Here is a 12,671-nt window from a genome sequence, read left to right on the forward strand (position 1 = left end):
CGGGGGGAGCCTATTTGGCCGTCGGCATGGCGAATTCCGCGCCCTTGCCGATGCTCTCGGGCCAGCGCTGCATGATCGACTTCTGCTTGGTGTAAAAGCGCACGCCCTCCTCGCCGTAGGCGTGCATGTCGCCGAACAGGCTCTTTTTCCAGCCGCCGAAGCCGTGCCAGGCCATCGGCACCGGGATCGGCACGTTGATGCCCACCATGCCCACCTGCACCCGGCGCGAGAACTCGCGCGCCACATGGCCGTCGCGCGTGAAGCACGACACGCCGTTGCCGTACTCGTGCGAGTTGATCAGCGCCACCGCCTCGGCCAGGTCCTTGACGCGCACGCAGCCCAGCACCGGGCCGAAGATCTCCTCCTTGTAGATCCGCATGTCCGGCTTGACGTCGTCGAACAGCGTGCCGCCGATCCAGAAGCCGCCCTCGCAGCCGGCGCCCGCCTTGGCGCCCTGGAAGCCGCGGCCATCCACCACCAGCTTGGCGCCCTCCTGGACGCCCTGGCCGATGTAGCCGGCAATGCGCTGCTGCGCGGCGCTGCTGACGATCGGGCCCATCTCGGCATCGAGCTCGACGCCATTCCTGATCTTCAGCTGCTGGGTGCGCTCGGCCAGCATGGGCAGGATCTTGTCGGCCGCCTCGCCCACCAGCACGCCCAGCGAGATCGCCATGCAGCGCTCGCCGGCCGAACCGAAGGCCGAGCCGATCAGCGCGTCCACCGCCTGCTCGAGGTCGGCGTCGGGCATCACCACCATGTGGTTCTTGGCGCCGCCCAGCGCCTGCACCCGCTTGCCGTGGCGCGCGCCGGTCTCGTAGATCTTCTGCGCGATCGCGGTGGAGCCGACGAAGGAGATCGCCTGCACATCCGGGTGCTCCAGCAGCGCGTCCACCGCGTCCTTGTCGCCCTGCACCACGTTGAACACGCCGTCGGGCAGGCCGGCTTCCTTGAGCAGGCGGGCCATCAGGATCGAGGCGCTCGGATCCAGCGGGCTGGGCTTGAGGATGAAGCTGTTGCCGGCGGCGATGGCCACCGGGTACATCCACATCGGCACCATGCAGGGGAAGTTGAACGGCGTGATGCCGGCCACCACGCCCAGCGGCTGGCGCATCGTCCAGTTGTCCAGGCCGGTGGAGACCTGGTCGGTGTACTGGCCCTTGAGCAGCTGCGGGATGCCGCAGGCGAATTCGACGATGTCGATGCCGCGGCTGACCTCGCCCTGGGCGTCGGTGAACACCTTGCCGTGCTCGGCGGTGATGGCATGCGCCAGTTCGTCGCGGTGCCGGTTCAGCAGCTCCAGGAACTTGAACATGACCCGGGCCCGGCGGATCGGCGGGGTGTCGGCCCAGGCCGGGAAGGCAGCGCGGGCGCTGGCCACCGCCCGGTCCACTTCGGCGGCGCTGGCCAGGGCGACCTTGCCGGTGACGGTGCCGGTGGCCGGGTTGAAGACGTCGGCGCTGCGGCCGCTGGCGCCGGGCACCGGCGCGCCGTCGATCCAGTGGTCGATGGAGGCGAGGGCGGCGGCGGCGCGGGTGGAGTCGGGTGCGTTCATGGCGGTATCGTGGTGGGGCAGGCTCGGAATGTGCCAGTCTAAGGCGCGCAACACCGCGGACCGGATTCGGGCCGGAAATGGCACTACCCGCGCCACCCGCCGTTAGCATTGCACTTTCTTACAAGCGCCCATGCAGGAACCCTCGACACCCCGTCTCGAGCCGTTGCCCGATGCAGGAGGAACCCCGGTCAGGGTGCGGGGCCAGTGGACCGCCGCTCACATCGCCCAGCCCGGCGTGCTGGATGCCCTGACCGCCGACTTGCGCGGCGCCGCCGGCCGGGAGCACTGGGATCTGCGCGGCGTCGAGCAACTCGACCACGTGGGCGCACAGCTGCTGTGGGACCACTGGGGGCGGAGCCGCCCGCCGCAGCTGCAGGTGCGGGCCGCGCAGCAGGCGGTGCTGGAGCGGGTCGAGCAGTTCACCACCGGCGCGCCGCCGCCGCGCCGCCCGAGCCTCGGCGAGCGCTACCTGGCCGTCGGCGAATCGGTCCTGGACCGGGCCTTCCGGGCGCGCGAGTTCGTGCGGCTGGCCGGCCAGTTGGCCATGGACGGCCTGCGGTTGCTGCGCAGCCCGCAGGAGGGGCCCTGGCGCGACTTCTCCGGCCACCTGTACCACATCGGCGCGACCGCGCTGCCCATCACCGCGCTGGTCGGCTTCCTGATCGGGGTGGTGCTGGCCTACCTCACCGCCAAGCAATTGCGCCAGTTCGGCGCCGATGCCTTCATCGTCAACATCCTGGGCGTGGCGCTGATCCGCGAGCTCGGCCCCATGCTGGCCGCCATCTTGGTGGCGGGGCGCTCGGGCTCGTCCATCACGGCCCAGATCGGCGTCATGCGCGTCACCGACGAACTCGATGCCATGAGCGTGATGGGCATCTCGCACAGCTACCGGCTGGTGCTGCCGCGGGCGCTGGCGCTGGCCATCGCCATGCCGCTGGTCAGCATCTGGACCACCTTGTGCGCGCTGGTGGGCGGCATCCTGGCGGCCGACATGTCGCTGGGCATCACGCCGACCTTCTTCCTGCGCGCGCTGCCCGACGCCGTGCAGATCGGCAACCTGCTGCTGGCCACGTCCAAGTCGGTGGTGTTCGGCCTGCTGATCGCGCTGATCGGCTGCCACTACGGGCTGGCGGTGGAGCCCAACACCCAGAGCCTGGGCGAAGGCACGACCGCCTCGGTGGTGACCTCGATCACCGCGGTGATCCTGGTCGATGCGCTGTTTGCCATCGCCTTCCAGGAAGTGGGGTTCTGATGGCGCAGGCGCTGGCTGCCCCGCTGCTGCCGGCGCCCGGCACCCCGATGGTCGACATCCGCGGCCTGAGCACGGTGTTCGACCTGCCCGGGCGCACGTTCACCGTGCACGAGAACCTCGACCTGGCCGTGCAGCGCGGCGAGGTGCTGTCGCTGGTGGGCGGCTCGGGCACCGGCAAGACCGTGCTGCTGCGGCAGATCCTGGGCCTGGAGCAGCCGGCCGCCGGCGAGATCCGGGTGCTGGGCCGGCCGGTGGCGGAACTCGGCCAGCGCGGCGCCGCCAGCCGGGTCGGCATGCTGTTCCAGCACGGCGCGCTGTTCTCCGCCTTCACCGTGCTGGAGAACATCGCCTTTCCGCTCAGTGAGCTGCGCACGCTGCCGCCGGCGCTGGTGCGCGAGGCGGCCATGGTCAAGCTGCAGATGGTCGGCCTCAAGCCCGAGGACGGCGCCAAGATGCCCTCCGACCTGTCCGGCGGCATGATCAAGCGGGTGGCGCTGGCCCGCGCGCTGATCATGGACCCGCCGCTGCTGCTGCTGGACGAGCCCACGGCGGGGCTCGATCCGGACAGCTCCGACGGCTTCGTCACGCTGCTGCGGGCCCTGCACCGCGACCTGGCGCTGACCGTGATCATGGTCACGCACGACCTCGACACCCTGTTCGAGCTGTCCACCCGCATCGCGGTGCTGGCCGACCGGCGCGTGATCGTCAACGGCCCACCCAAACAGGTCATCGCCTTCCAGCATCCGTTTGTGCATGATTTCTTCCTCGGCCCGCGCGGCCAGCGCGCCATGGAGCTGCTGCGCGAGTACCCCTTCGCCGTCTAGGAGACCGGATGCAAAACAAAGCCCACGCCCTGGCCGCCGGCGTCTTCGTGCTGGTGCTGACCGGCCTGCTGCTGCTGCTGGGGGCCTGGCTCACGCGCGAGAGCGGCGAGCAGCATGTCTATGAAATCTCCACCCGCGAGGCCGTGACCGGCCTGCAGGAGCAGGCGCCGGTGCGCCTGCGCGGCGTGGACGTCGGCAAGGTCGCCTCCATCGCGTTCGATCCGAAGGTGCAGGGCAACGTGCTGGTGCGCATGGACATCGCCGCCGGCACCCCGATCACGCGCGAGACCTTCGCCACGCTGTCGTTCCAGGGCGTGACCGGCCTGGCCTTCGTCCAGCTCGACGACGCCGGCCAGCCGGCGCCGCTGCTGCCGCCCGACGACGCGGCGCCGCCGCGCATCCCGCTCAAGCCGGGCCTGCTGTCCAAGCTGGCTTCGCGCGGCGAGGCCATCATGGAGCAGGTCGAGCAGGCCAGCACCCGCATCAGCCAGCTGCTTTCCGAGTCCAACCAGAAGCGCTTCACCGCCGCTTTCGACAACGTGGCCGAGGCCGCCGCCAGCATCACCGTCCTGAGTCGCAACCTCGACGCCACCCTCAGCGCCCAGTTCGGGCCGCAGCGCGTCAACATCCCCTCGCTGGTGCGGCGCACCGACAACGCACTGGCCTCGCTGCAGGAGACGTCCGAGGCCACCCGCGTCACCATCACCGAAATCGGCCAGACGGCGCGCCGCCTGAACGCCGCCGACGGGCCGATGGATCGCCTGTCGGCCGGCACCGCCTCGCTGGCGCACGCCGCCGATGCCTTCAATTCCGCCACCTTGCCGCGCATCAACCGGGTGACCGAGGACACCTCGCGCGCCGTGCGCCAGCTCAGCCGCACCATCATCGGCATCAACGACAACCCGCAGTCGCTGATCTTCGGTACCGGCCGCATCGAACCGGGCCCCGGCGAGGAAGGCTTCACGCCCCCAGGAGCGAGCAAATGACGATCCGTATCCTCGCGCGCGCCGCCGCCGCTCTGTCGCTGCTCTTGCTGGCCGCCTGCGCCAGCATCGTCGACAAGCCGGTGCGCCCGACCTTGTTCGACATGGGGCCGCTGCCCCCGATCACGCCGCCGATCGAGCGCTCGGGCCAGCGCTTCGCACTGGTGGTGCCGGAGATCGACGCCGCCGGCGCGCTGGAAGGCTCGGCCATCCTGTACCGGCTCGGCTACTCCGACGACCACCAGCTGCGCGCCTATTCGCAGTCGCGCTGGAGCGCGCCGCCGCCCCAGCTGGTGCGCCAGCGGCTGCGCCAGCAGCTCGGGCGCGAGCGGCCGGTGCTGAACCTGGACGAGAGCGCCTCGCTGGCGCGCGAGGCGGCGCAGCCGCTGTACCTGCTGCGCATGGAGCTGGAGGAGTTCGCCCACGTGTTCGACGAGCCCGCCAGCAGCCGGGGCGTGATCCGCCTGCGCGCCACCCTGTTCCTGAGCACCACGGCGGGCGAGAAGCTGGTCGGCCAGCGCAGCATTGCGGTGCAGGGCGTCGCGCCGTCGCAGGACGCCTCCGGCGGCGTGAGGGCGCTGACCGAGGCCACCGATGCCGCGGCGTCCGACATCAGCGAGTGGCTGGTGCAGGTGGCGCGGACGCGGCCATGAGCCCGGCGGCGCAAGGCACCGCAGAGGCGGCCCGGCTGGTCACCGGCGCCACGGGTCGACCGCCGCTGGAGGAGGAGATGAAAGCGGCCGGGCTGGAGGTGCTGGGCCCGTGCGAAGGGCTGTCGCAGCGCCGCGAACTGCTGCGCGAGTCGCCGTTCCTGCAGGACTTCACGCCGGCCGAGGCCGAGGTGCTGGGGCAGGCCATGCTGCACGTGCGCGCGCAGGCCGGCCAGGTGCTGATCGCCGAGGGCGACGCCAGCGACTGGATGATGCTGCTGCTGTCCGGCACGGTCGATGTCGGCAAGCGCAAGGTCGGCGCGGCGGTCGATCGCGGCGCGCTGCCCGTCACGACCGAGCGGCTGGCGGTGCTGCGGGAGGGCGCGGCGCTGGGCGAGATGTCGATGCTGGACGGCGAGCCGCGCTACGCCAGCTGCTGGGCGTTGAGCGAGGTCGAGGCGGCGGTGCTCAGCCGCGCGGCCGTCGCCGGCCTGATCGCCGGGCAACCGGCGGTCGGCGCCAAGCTGCTGGTGAAGATCACGCAGCTGCTGGCGCAGCGCCTGCGCAACACCAGCAACCAGCTGCTGCGCCACCTGGAGCAGGCCGCCGCCGGGCAGGCCGCTAGTGGGCCAGGGCCGGAAACAATTTGACGAGACCCACGGCCATCACTTCGACGGCCAGCGCGGCCAGGATCAGCCCCATCAGCCGGGTCATCACGCTGATGCCGGTCTTGCCCAGCACGCGGGCGATCGGCTCGGCCAGGGCGAAGGCGATGGCGATGGCCAGGCCGATCACCACTCCGTAGCCCACCAGCGCCGCCATCTGCCAGAAGGTGTGGGCGCGCTCGGCATAGATCACCACGGTGGAGATGGTGGCCGGCCCGGTCAGCAGCGGGATGGTCAGCGGCACCACCGCGATGCTGGCGCCCATGGCGGCTTTCTCCGCGCCCTGCTCCAGGTCGTGCGTGGCCGGCTTGGCCTCGGCCGGCCGGGCGTTGAGCATGTTCAGGGCGCTGGTCAGCAGCAGCATGCCGCCGCCCACCTGGAAGCTGGCCAGCGAGATGTTGAAGAACTCCAGCACCTGCAGGCCCAGCAGGGCGCTCATGGCGATCACCAGGGCCGCGGTGGTGGCCGCCGTGACCACGGTCTCGCGCCGCTGCTGGCGGCTGAAGCCGTCGGTGTAGTGGATGAAGAAGGGCACGATGGCCAGCGGATTGACCACCGCCAGCAGCGTGATCAGCGGCTTGAAGTCCATCAGCCGGCTGCAGCGGGAGCGGCGGGCGTGCGCCGGCGGAACATGCCCCAGCCCTCCATGTGCAGCACCTGCTCGCCGCGCTGGTTGAACATTTCCCAGACCGAGCGCACCAGGCCGATGTCGGGCCGGCTGTTCATCGGACGCGCTTCCAGCACCCGGTGCTTGAGCGCCAGCGTGTCGCCGGGGTAGACCGGCTTGAGCCACTTGAGGCTCTCCAGCCCCGGCGAGCCCATGCTGCTGGAATCGCGCAGGAAGTGGTCCACCGTCAGCCGCATGGCCAGGGCGCAGGTGTGCCAGCCGCTGGCGCACAGGCCGCCGAACACCGACTGCCGGCCGGCCTCCTCGTCCAGGTGGAACGGCTGCGGGTCGAACTGCGCCGCAAAGTGCTTGATCTCCTCGGCGCTGGGGCTGACGGTGCCCAGCTCCAGCACCACCCCCGGCTGCAGGTCCTCCCACCAGTAGCGGATCGCCATCAACGCCCTCCCGATACGTCCAACAGGCTCATGGTGGTGTAGCTTGCCTCGGGCGAGAGCAACCACACGATCGCCTGCGCGACTTCGTCGGCGCTGCCGCCGCGCTGCATCGGCACCTCGGGCGCCAGCCGCTGCACGCGGTCGGGGATGCCGCCGGAGGCGTGGATGTCGGTGTCGATCAGTCCGGGCCGCACGGCATTCACGCGGATGCCGTCGGCGGCCACTTCCTTGGCCAGCCCCACGGTGAAGACGTCGATCGCGCCCTTGGCCGCGGCGTAGTCGACGTACTGGTTCGGCGAGCCGAGCCGCGCCGCCGCGCTGGACACGTTGACGATGGCGCCGCCCGGGCCGCCGTGCCGCGTGCTGATGCGCCGCACGGCCTCGCGCGCGCACAGGAAGGAGCCGATCACGTTGATGGCGAAGATGCGCTGCAGGCGCGCGGCGCTCATCTGCTCGACCCGTTCGCTCACGTCGACAACGCCGGCGTTGTTCACCAGGTCGGTGACGCGGCCCAGGCGCGCATCGATGTCGGCGAACATGCGGACCACCTGCTGCTCGTCGGCGACGTCGCCCTGCACGGCGATGGCGCGCCGGCCCGCCTGCTCGACCTGGCGCACCACCTGCTGCGCCGCATCGGCGTTGCTGGCGTAGTTGACCGCAACTGCCCAGCCGCGCGCCGCGGCCAGCCTGGCCGTGGCGGCGCCGATGCCCCGGCTGCCGCCGGTGACCAGCACGACTCGCTCCAATTTCCGCCTCCTGCGCCGAGGGCGCGACTACGATACAACCCCATTAGAACAAAGCGCGGGCGGCGCCGCCCGCGTGCTCAACCCACCGACAAGGAGACCGACATGGGCAGCTTCGTGGACCTGCAGGCCGGCGACGGCTTCAGCTTTCCCGCTTATGTGGCGCAACCGAACGGCCGTCCCAAGGGCGGCGTCGTGGTGCTGCAGGAAATCTTCGGCGTCAATTCGCACATCCGCTCGGTAGCCGACGGCTACGCGGCCGAAGGCTGGCTGGCGGTGGCGCCATCGACCTTCCACCGAATCAAGCCGGGCGTGGAACTGGGCTACGGCGAGAACGACATGTCGGCCGGCTTCGCGCTCAAGACCGCGGTCGAGGCGCTGCCGGCGCCCGGCGTGATGCCGGACATCCAGGCCGCGATCGGCCATGCGGCGCAGGCCGGCAAGGTCGGCATCGTGGGCTACTGCTGGGGCGGGCTGCTGTCCTGGCGCTCGGCCTGCCTGCTGGACGGCCTGTCGGCGGCGGTGACCTACTACGGCGGTGGCATGACCACGCCGGATGAAGCCGCGCGCCAGCCCCGCGTGCCGGTGCTGTCGCACTTCGGCGAGCAGGACCACTGGATCCCGCTGGAAGGCGTGGAGGCGTTCCGCAGGGCCCACCCGGAGGTCGAGGTCCATGTGTACAAGGCCAAACACGGCTTCAACTGCGACCAGCGCGGCTCCTGGAACGAGCCGGCCGCGAAGCTCGCGCGCGAGCGCTCGCTGGCCTTCTTCGGACAGCACCTGGCGGCCTGAGCCAGCGCGCGCGACATGATCCGGTTGTTCCACTACCCCGGCACCGCGGCCATGGTGCCGCACATCCTGCTGGAAGAAATCGGCGTGCCCTACGAGCGGGTGCACGTGGACCGCGCCGCCAACGCGCACAAGGCGCCGGACTACCTGCGGCTCAATCCCAACGGGCTGCTCCCGGTGCTGGTCGACGGCGAACTGGTGTTGTACGAGACGGCCGCGATCGCGCTGCACCTCTCGCGCGCGGTGTCCAGCCACTCCTGCATGGCGTCGCCCTGCTCCTCGCACAGGTCTTCGAGCGCATGCAGCTCGCGCCGGGCGACCATCAGTGCGCCCCAGTTGCGGAAGGCGGTGTTGGGTCGCAGGAGTTCCTGTTGCCACTGGTCCAGCTCGCTGGTGAGCTGGCGGCGCAGCTCCAGGTAGCCGTCCACCATCACGTTGACCATGCGCAGCATCAGGTCCGACGGGCTGGCCGGCAGCCGGCTGCGGTTGCTGCCAGCCAGGCCGTCGTTCTGCACGGCGTCGGACAGGTAGCGCGAGATGAAGGAGCGGGCGGTCAGGCAGCCGGTGGGATGGACCGTCACCAGCAGCCGGTCGAACACCACGAAGGCGAGCGCGCGCGTGCGGATGCGGTAGAAGCTGGCCAGGGCCGACGGCGGGGCGCCGGCCGGGTGTTCCTGCAACTCCCGGTCGACCTCTTCGCCGGTGGCCAGCCGGCGGAACACCACCAGGTCATAAACCGAGGTGTAGTCGTAGTGCGAGGGATGGGCCCGGTTGCCCAGGTCCTTCAGGTGCAGGTCCAGCAGCGCCGAGCCGCCCAGCCGCTGGCAGGCGGCCTGCAGCACCGCCAGCTGCTCGGTCAGGGCCTCGCGCTCGAGGTAGATCCAGATGAACCCATCGCCCGGCGCCTGCGCCGGCACTTCATCGAGGAAGCGCAGCGTGCCGGGCGTGAATTCGACGATGTGCATGGGTGGGTGCTTCAGGCGCGCAGCCGGCGTGCCGCTTCGAGCGCGAAATAGGTCAGGATGCCGTCGGCGCCGGCCCGCTTGAAGGCCAGCAGGCTTTCCATCATCGCCGCCTCGCCGTCCAGCCAGCCGTTGCCGGCGGCGGCCTGCAGCATCGCGTACTCGCCCGAGACCTGGTAGGCGAACGTGGGCATGCGGAATTCGTCCTTGACCCGGCGCAGCACGTCCAGGTACGGCATGCCGGGCTTGACCATCACCATGTCGGCGCCTTCGGCGATGTCCATGGCGACCTCGCGCAGCGCCTCGTCGCTGTTGCCGGGGTCCATCTGGTAGACCTTCTTGTTGCCCTTGCCGAGATTGGCGGCGGAGCCGACCGCGTCGCGGAACGGGCCGTAGAAGGCACTGGCGTACTTGGCGCTGTAGGCCATGATGCGGGTGTGGATGGCGCCGCGCGACTCCAGCGCCTGGCGGATCGCGCCGATGCGCCCGTCCATCATGTCGCTGGGGGCGACGATGTCCACGCCCGCCTCGGCCTGCACCAGCGCCTGGCGCACCAGCACCTCGACCGTCTCGTCGTTCAGGATGTAGCCGCTGGCGTCCAGCAGGCCGTCCTGGCCGTGGCTGGTGAACGGGTCCAGCGCGACGTCGGTCATCACGCCCAGCTGCGGGAACTGCTGCTTGAGCGCGCGCACGGCGCGCGGCACCAGCCCCTGCGGGTTGAACGCCTCGCGGCCGTCCTCGGTCTTGAGCGCCGGATCGATCACCGGGAACAGCGCCATCACCGGGATGCCCAGTTCCACGCACTCCTGCGCCACCGGCAGCAGCAGGTCCACGCTCAGGCGCTCCACGCCCGGCATGGAGGCGACCGCCTGGCGCTGGTTCTGGCCATCGAGCACGAACACCGGGTAGATCAGGTCGTGCGGCGACAGCGCGTGCTCGCGCACCAAATTGCGGGTAAATTCGTCGCGGCGCAGGCGGCGCGGGCGGCCTTGGGGGTAGGGGGCATGCAGGACCATGGGGAAAATTGTGCCCGATGCCCCGGCGTCGCCGGCGCGGCGCATCCCCCGCTTTTGCGCTTGCCGGCTTGAAAGCGCGGGAGGCGTTTGGTAGATTACGGCCGGGCGGCTTGCCGCCCCCCGCTTTTCCTCCCTGAGCGGGTGCCTTAATGTGTGACAGCAAAAAGGCTTCCTGCCCCGGCTGATGGCCGGGGCTTTTTTTTGCCCGTGCCCCGCCGGTGGCTGTCGCGGACGCGGGGCCACCCCTTCCGTACACTCGGCGCATGCTCTGGGTCAAGGCGCTTCACATCGTGTTCATCGCGAGCTGGTTCGCGGGCCTGTTCTACCTGCCGCGCATCTACGTGAACCTGGCGATGGTGGAGCCGGGCTCGCTCGCCGAGCGTGAGCGGCTGCTGCTGATGGCGCGCAAGCTGCTTCGCTTCACCACGCTGCTGGCGGTGCCGGCGGTCGGCCTCGGGCTGTGGCTGTGGCTCGGCTGGGGCATCGGCCGCGGCAGCGGCTGGATGCATGCCAAGCTGGCGGTGGTGGCGCTGACCGTCGGCTACCACGCCGCCTGCGCACGGCTGCTGCGCAGCTTCGATGCCGGCGACAACCGGCGCAGCCACCGCTGGTACCGCTGGTTCAACGAGGCGCCCGTGCTGCTGCTGCTGGCGGCCGTGGTGCTGGTGGTGCTCAAGCCCTTCTGACGGCAGCGCGGATGGCGGCACGCAAGACTTCGGCCTGGCCGCTGGCGCAGGCCTGGGCGGCGCTGATCGTCTATGCCAGCCTGTATCCGTTCGCCGACTGGCGCGATCAGGGCATTGAGCCGTGGGCGTTCCTGCACAGTCCCTGGCCGCGCTACTGGACCGCGTTCGACTTCGCGGCCAACACCGCCGGCTATGCGCCGCTCGGCTTCCTGCTGGCCCTGGCCTTCCTGCGGCGAAGCAGCGCGCTGCCGCAGGCCCGGCTCTGGGCGCCGGTCGCGGTCGCCACGGCCTGCGGCGCCGTGCTGTCGTTCGGCATGGAGGCGCTGCAGACCTACCTGCCGGCGCGCGTGCCCTCCAATGTGGACTTCGGGCTGAACGCGCTGGGCGCGCTGATCGGCGCCGCGCTGGCGGTGGCGCTGGAGAAGGCCGGTGCGCTGGACCACTGGAGCCGGTTCCGGCGGCGCTGGTTCGTGGACGAATCGCGCGGCGCGCTGGTGCTGCTGGCGCTGTGGCCGGTGGCGTTGCTGTTCCCGGCGGCGGTGCCGCTCGGTCTGGGCCAGGTGTTCGAGCGCCTCGAGGCCGCCGTGGCCGACTGGCTGATGGACACGCCGTTCCTCGAGTGGCTGCCGGTGCGCGACGTGGAGTTGCAGCCGCTGGTGCCGGGCGCCGAGCTGATCGGCGTGGCGCTGGGTGCGCTCGTGCCCTGCCTGCTGGCGTATTCGGTGATGCAGTCGATCGGCCGGCGCGCGCTCTTCGCCGGATTGCTGGTGGCGGCGGGCGTTGCGGTCACCGCGCTGTCCTCGGCCCTGAGCTGGGGGCCGGCGCATGCCTGGAGCTGGCTGACGCTGCCGGTGCGACTGGGCCTGGTGACCGGCCTGGTGCTGGCCCTGGCCCTGCTGGCGCTGCCGCGCCGGGGCTGCGCGGCGCTGCTGCTGCTGGTGCTGGTGCTGCAACTGGCCCTGTTGAACCAGGCGCCCGCCAACGCCTATTTCACGCACACGTTGCAAGGCTGGGAGCAGGGCCGCTTCATCCGCTTCCACGGCCTGGTGCAGTGGCTCGGGTGGCTGTGGCCTTACGTGGCCCTGGCCTATGTGCTGGTGCGCGTCTCCAGTCCGGATGCGCGGCCTAGAATTCCGCAATGAGTCCAGACCAGCCCTCCTACTACGAGCGGCACATCTTCTTTTGCCTGAACAAGCGCAGCAACGGCGAGAACTGCTGCGCCGACCACAACGCCGAGGCCGCCTTCGACCGCTGCAAGGCGCAGGTCAAGGCCCAGGGGCTGGCCGGGCCGGGCAAGGTGCGGGTGAACAAGGCCGGTTGCCTCGACCGCTGCGCCGCCGGACCGGTGGCGGTGGTCTATCCGGAAGCCGTCTGGTACAGCTACGTGGACCAGCAGGACATCGACGAGATCGTGGAGTCGCACCTGAAGAACGGCCGCGTGGTCGAGCGCCTGCTGACGCCGCCGCACCTGGGGCGCTGAGCCCGGC

The 12,671-nt window shown here is 70.7% G+C and carries 15 protein-coding genes and 1 pseudogene; 10 read left to right on the top strand and 6 right to left on the bottom strand.

Translation table 11 applies throughout. From position 1 onward, the window contains the following. Positions 1–10: 10 nt before the first annotated feature. Positions 11–1,552: a CoA-acylating methylmalonate-semialdehyde dehydrogenase gene (locus PE066_RS12325; RefSeq protein ID WP_271232835.1), complete on the bottom strand. Its 1,542-nt coding sequence runs from the start codon at positions 1,550–1,552 to the stop codon at positions 11–13. 130 nt (positions 1,553–1,682) lie between these two features. Here PE066_RS12325 and PE066_RS12330 point away from each other — a divergent pair, with 130 nt between their 5' ends. Genes PE066_RS12330 through PE066_RS12350 form a run of 5 tightly spaced genes read left to right on the top strand, consistent with a single transcriptional unit; the run spans position 1,683 to position 5,911 of the window. Beyond that, entirely contained in the window at positions 1,683–2,804 is a 1,122-nt protein-coding gene (locus PE066_RS12330) for an MlaE family ABC transporter permease (protein ID WP_271232836.1), read from the top strand. Further along, positions 2,804–3,628, top strand: coding sequence for an ABC transporter ATP-binding protein (locus tag PE066_RS12335; RefSeq protein ID WP_271232837.1), 825 nt, complete (start codon positions 2,804–2,806; stop codon positions 3,626–3,628). The genes PE066_RS12330 and PE066_RS12335 overlap by 1 nt, the downstream gene beginning before the upstream one ends. Before the next feature lie 8 nt (positions 3,629–3,636). After that, positions 3,637–4,614 (top strand): MlaD family protein, encoded by a 978-nt coding sequence (locus tag PE066_RS12340; protein WP_271232838.1) that lies wholly within the window; start codon positions 3,637–3,639, stop codon positions 4,612–4,614. Continuing rightward, positions 4,611–5,264, top strand: coding sequence for an ABC-type transport auxiliary lipoprotein family protein (locus PE066_RS12345; RefSeq protein ID WP_271232839.1), 654 nt, complete (start codon positions 4,611–4,613; stop codon positions 5,262–5,264). Before PE066_RS12340 ends, PE066_RS12345 begins: the two co-directional genes overlap by 4 nt. After that, a complete protein-coding gene (locus PE066_RS12350; RefSeq protein WP_271232840.1) occupies positions 5,261–5,911 on the top strand; it encodes a Crp/Fnr family transcriptional regulator in 651 nt (216 codons plus the stop codon). The genes PE066_RS12345 and PE066_RS12350 overlap by 4 nt, the downstream gene beginning before the upstream one ends. On the opposite strand, the gene PE066_RS12355 is transcribed toward PE066_RS12350, so the two are convergent. Genes PE066_RS12355 through PE066_RS12365 form a run of 3 tightly spaced genes read right to left on the bottom strand, consistent with a single transcriptional unit; the run spans position 5,883 to position 7,734 of the window. Beyond that, positions 5,883–6,515 carry a MarC family protein gene (locus PE066_RS12355; RefSeq protein WP_271232841.1) on the bottom strand — a complete coding sequence of 211 codons (633 nt, stop codon included), beginning with the start codon at positions 6,513–6,515 and terminating at the stop codon, positions 5,883–5,885. The genes PE066_RS12350 and PE066_RS12355 overlap by 29 nt on opposite strands. Then, positions 6,515–6,988, bottom strand: a complete 474-nt coding sequence (locus PE066_RS12360) for a MaoC family dehydratase (RefSeq protein WP_271232842.1) — start codon at positions 6,986–6,988, stop codon at positions 6,515–6,517. The genes PE066_RS12355 and PE066_RS12360 overlap by 1 nt, the downstream gene beginning before the upstream one ends. Next, positions 6,988–7,734, bottom strand: coding sequence for an SDR family oxidoreductase (locus tag PE066_RS12365; RefSeq protein WP_271232843.1), 747 nt, complete (start codon positions 7,732–7,734; stop codon positions 6,988–6,990). Before PE066_RS12365 ends, PE066_RS12360 begins: the two co-directional genes overlap by 1 nt. A 102-nt stretch (positions 7,735–7,836) precedes the next feature. Here PE066_RS12365 and PE066_RS12370 point away from each other — a divergent pair, with 102 nt between their 5' ends. Together PE066_RS12370 and PE066_RS12375 are read left to right on the top strand one after the other, a co-directional pair. Beyond that, positions 7,837–8,523 (top strand): dienelactone hydrolase family protein, encoded by a 687-nt coding sequence (locus PE066_RS12370; protein WP_271232844.1) that lies wholly within the window; start codon positions 7,837–7,839, stop codon positions 8,521–8,523. Positions 8,524–8,538: 15 nt separating this feature from the next. Beyond that, positions 8,539–8,757: pseudogene (locus PE066_RS12375) on the top strand (glutathione S-transferase family protein); the annotation flags it as partial. Here PE066_RS12375 and PE066_RS12380 read toward each other — a convergent pair. After that, complete coding sequence (locus tag PE066_RS12380; protein ID WP_271232845.1) at positions 8,664–9,485, bottom strand: CorA family divalent cation transporter; 822 nt, start codon at positions 9,483–9,485, stop codon at positions 8,664–8,666. The pseudogene PE066_RS12375 and the gene PE066_RS12380 overlap by 94 nt on opposite strands. 11 nt (positions 9,486–9,496) lie before the next feature. Continuing rightward, positions 9,497–10,498, bottom strand: coding sequence for a porphobilinogen synthase (gene hemB / locus PE066_RS12385; protein WP_271232846.1), 1,002 nt, complete (start codon positions 10,496–10,498; stop codon positions 9,497–9,499). 263 nt (positions 10,499–10,761) lie between these two features. On the opposite strand from hemB, the gene PE066_RS12390 reads away from it, so the two are divergent. The 3 genes from PE066_RS12390 to PE066_RS12400 are packed head-to-tail and all read left to right on the top strand — an operon-like array spanning position 10,762 to position 12,664. Then, positions 10,762–11,184: a CopD family protein gene (locus tag PE066_RS12390; RefSeq protein WP_271232847.1), complete on the top strand. Its 423-nt coding sequence runs from the start codon at positions 10,762–10,764 to the stop codon at positions 11,182–11,184. A gap of 11 nt (positions 11,185–11,195) precedes the next feature. Continuing rightward, the gene (locus PE066_RS12395) at positions 11,196–12,326 is read left to right on the top strand and encodes a VanZ family protein (protein ID WP_271232848.1); all 1,131 of its coding nucleotides are present in this window, start codon (positions 11,196–11,198) and stop codon (positions 12,324–12,326) included. Then, positions 12,323–12,664 carry a (2Fe-2S) ferredoxin domain-containing protein gene (locus PE066_RS12400; RefSeq protein ID WP_271232849.1) on the top strand — a complete coding sequence of 114 codons (342 nt, stop codon included), beginning with the start codon at positions 12,323–12,325 and terminating at the stop codon, positions 12,662–12,664. The genes PE066_RS12395 and PE066_RS12400 overlap by 4 nt, the downstream gene beginning before the upstream one ends. The last annotated feature ends 7 nt before the right edge of the window (positions 12,665–12,671 follow it).

Source organism: Ramlibacter tataouinensis, assembly GCF_027941915.1.
GTDB lineage: Bacteria > Pseudomonadota > Gammaproteobacteria > Burkholderiales > Burkholderiaceae_C > Ramlibacter > Ramlibacter tataouinensis_C.

Coding starts and splice junctions, on each gene's coding strand:
- PE066_RS12325 (WP_271232835.1), bottom strand. CDS start 1,552: ATGAACGCACCCGACTCCACCCGCGCCGCCGCCGCCCTCGCCTCCATC.
- PE066_RS12330 (WP_271232836.1), top strand. CDS start 1,683: ATGCAGGAACCCTCGACACCCCGTCTCGAGCCGTTGCCCGATGCAGGA.
- PE066_RS12335 (WP_271232837.1), top strand. CDS start 2,804: ATGGCGCAGGCGCTGGCTGCCCCGCTGCTGCCGGCGCCCGGCACCCCG.
- PE066_RS12340 (WP_271232838.1), top strand. CDS start 3,637: ATGCAAAACAAAGCCCACGCCCTGGCCGCCGGCGTCTTCGTGCTGGTG.
- PE066_RS12345 (WP_271232839.1), top strand. CDS start 4,611: ATGACGATCCGTATCCTCGCGCGCGCCGCCGCCGCTCTGTCGCTGCTC.
- PE066_RS12350 (WP_271232840.1), top strand. CDS start 5,261: ATGAGCCCGGCGGCGCAAGGCACCGCAGAGGCGGCCCGGCTGGTCACC.
- PE066_RS12355 (WP_271232841.1), bottom strand. CDS start 6,515: ATGGACTTCAAGCCGCTGATCACGCTGCTGGCGGTGGTCAATCCGCTG.
- PE066_RS12360 (WP_271232842.1), bottom strand. CDS start 6,988: ATGGCGATCCGCTACTGGTGGGAGGACCTGCAGCCGGGGGTGGTGCTG.
- PE066_RS12370 (WP_271232844.1), top strand. CDS start 7,837: ATGGGCAGCTTCGTGGACCTGCAGGCCGGCGACGGCTTCAGCTTTCCC.
- PE066_RS12380 (WP_271232845.1), bottom strand. CDS start 9,485: ATGCACATCGTCGAATTCACGCCCGGCACGCTGCGCTTCCTCGATGAA.
- hemB (WP_271232846.1), bottom strand. CDS start 10,498: ATGGTCCTGCATGCCCCCTACCCCCAAGGCCGCCCGCGCCGCCTGCGC.
- PE066_RS12390 (WP_271232847.1), top strand. CDS start 10,762: ATGCTCTGGGTCAAGGCGCTTCACATCGTGTTCATCGCGAGCTGGTTC.
- PE066_RS12395 (WP_271232848.1), top strand. CDS start 11,196: ATGGCGGCACGCAAGACTTCGGCCTGGCCGCTGGCGCAGGCCTGGGCG.
- PE066_RS12400 (WP_271232849.1), top strand. CDS start 12,323: ATGAGTCCAGACCAGCCCTCCTACTACGAGCGGCACATCTTCTTTTGC.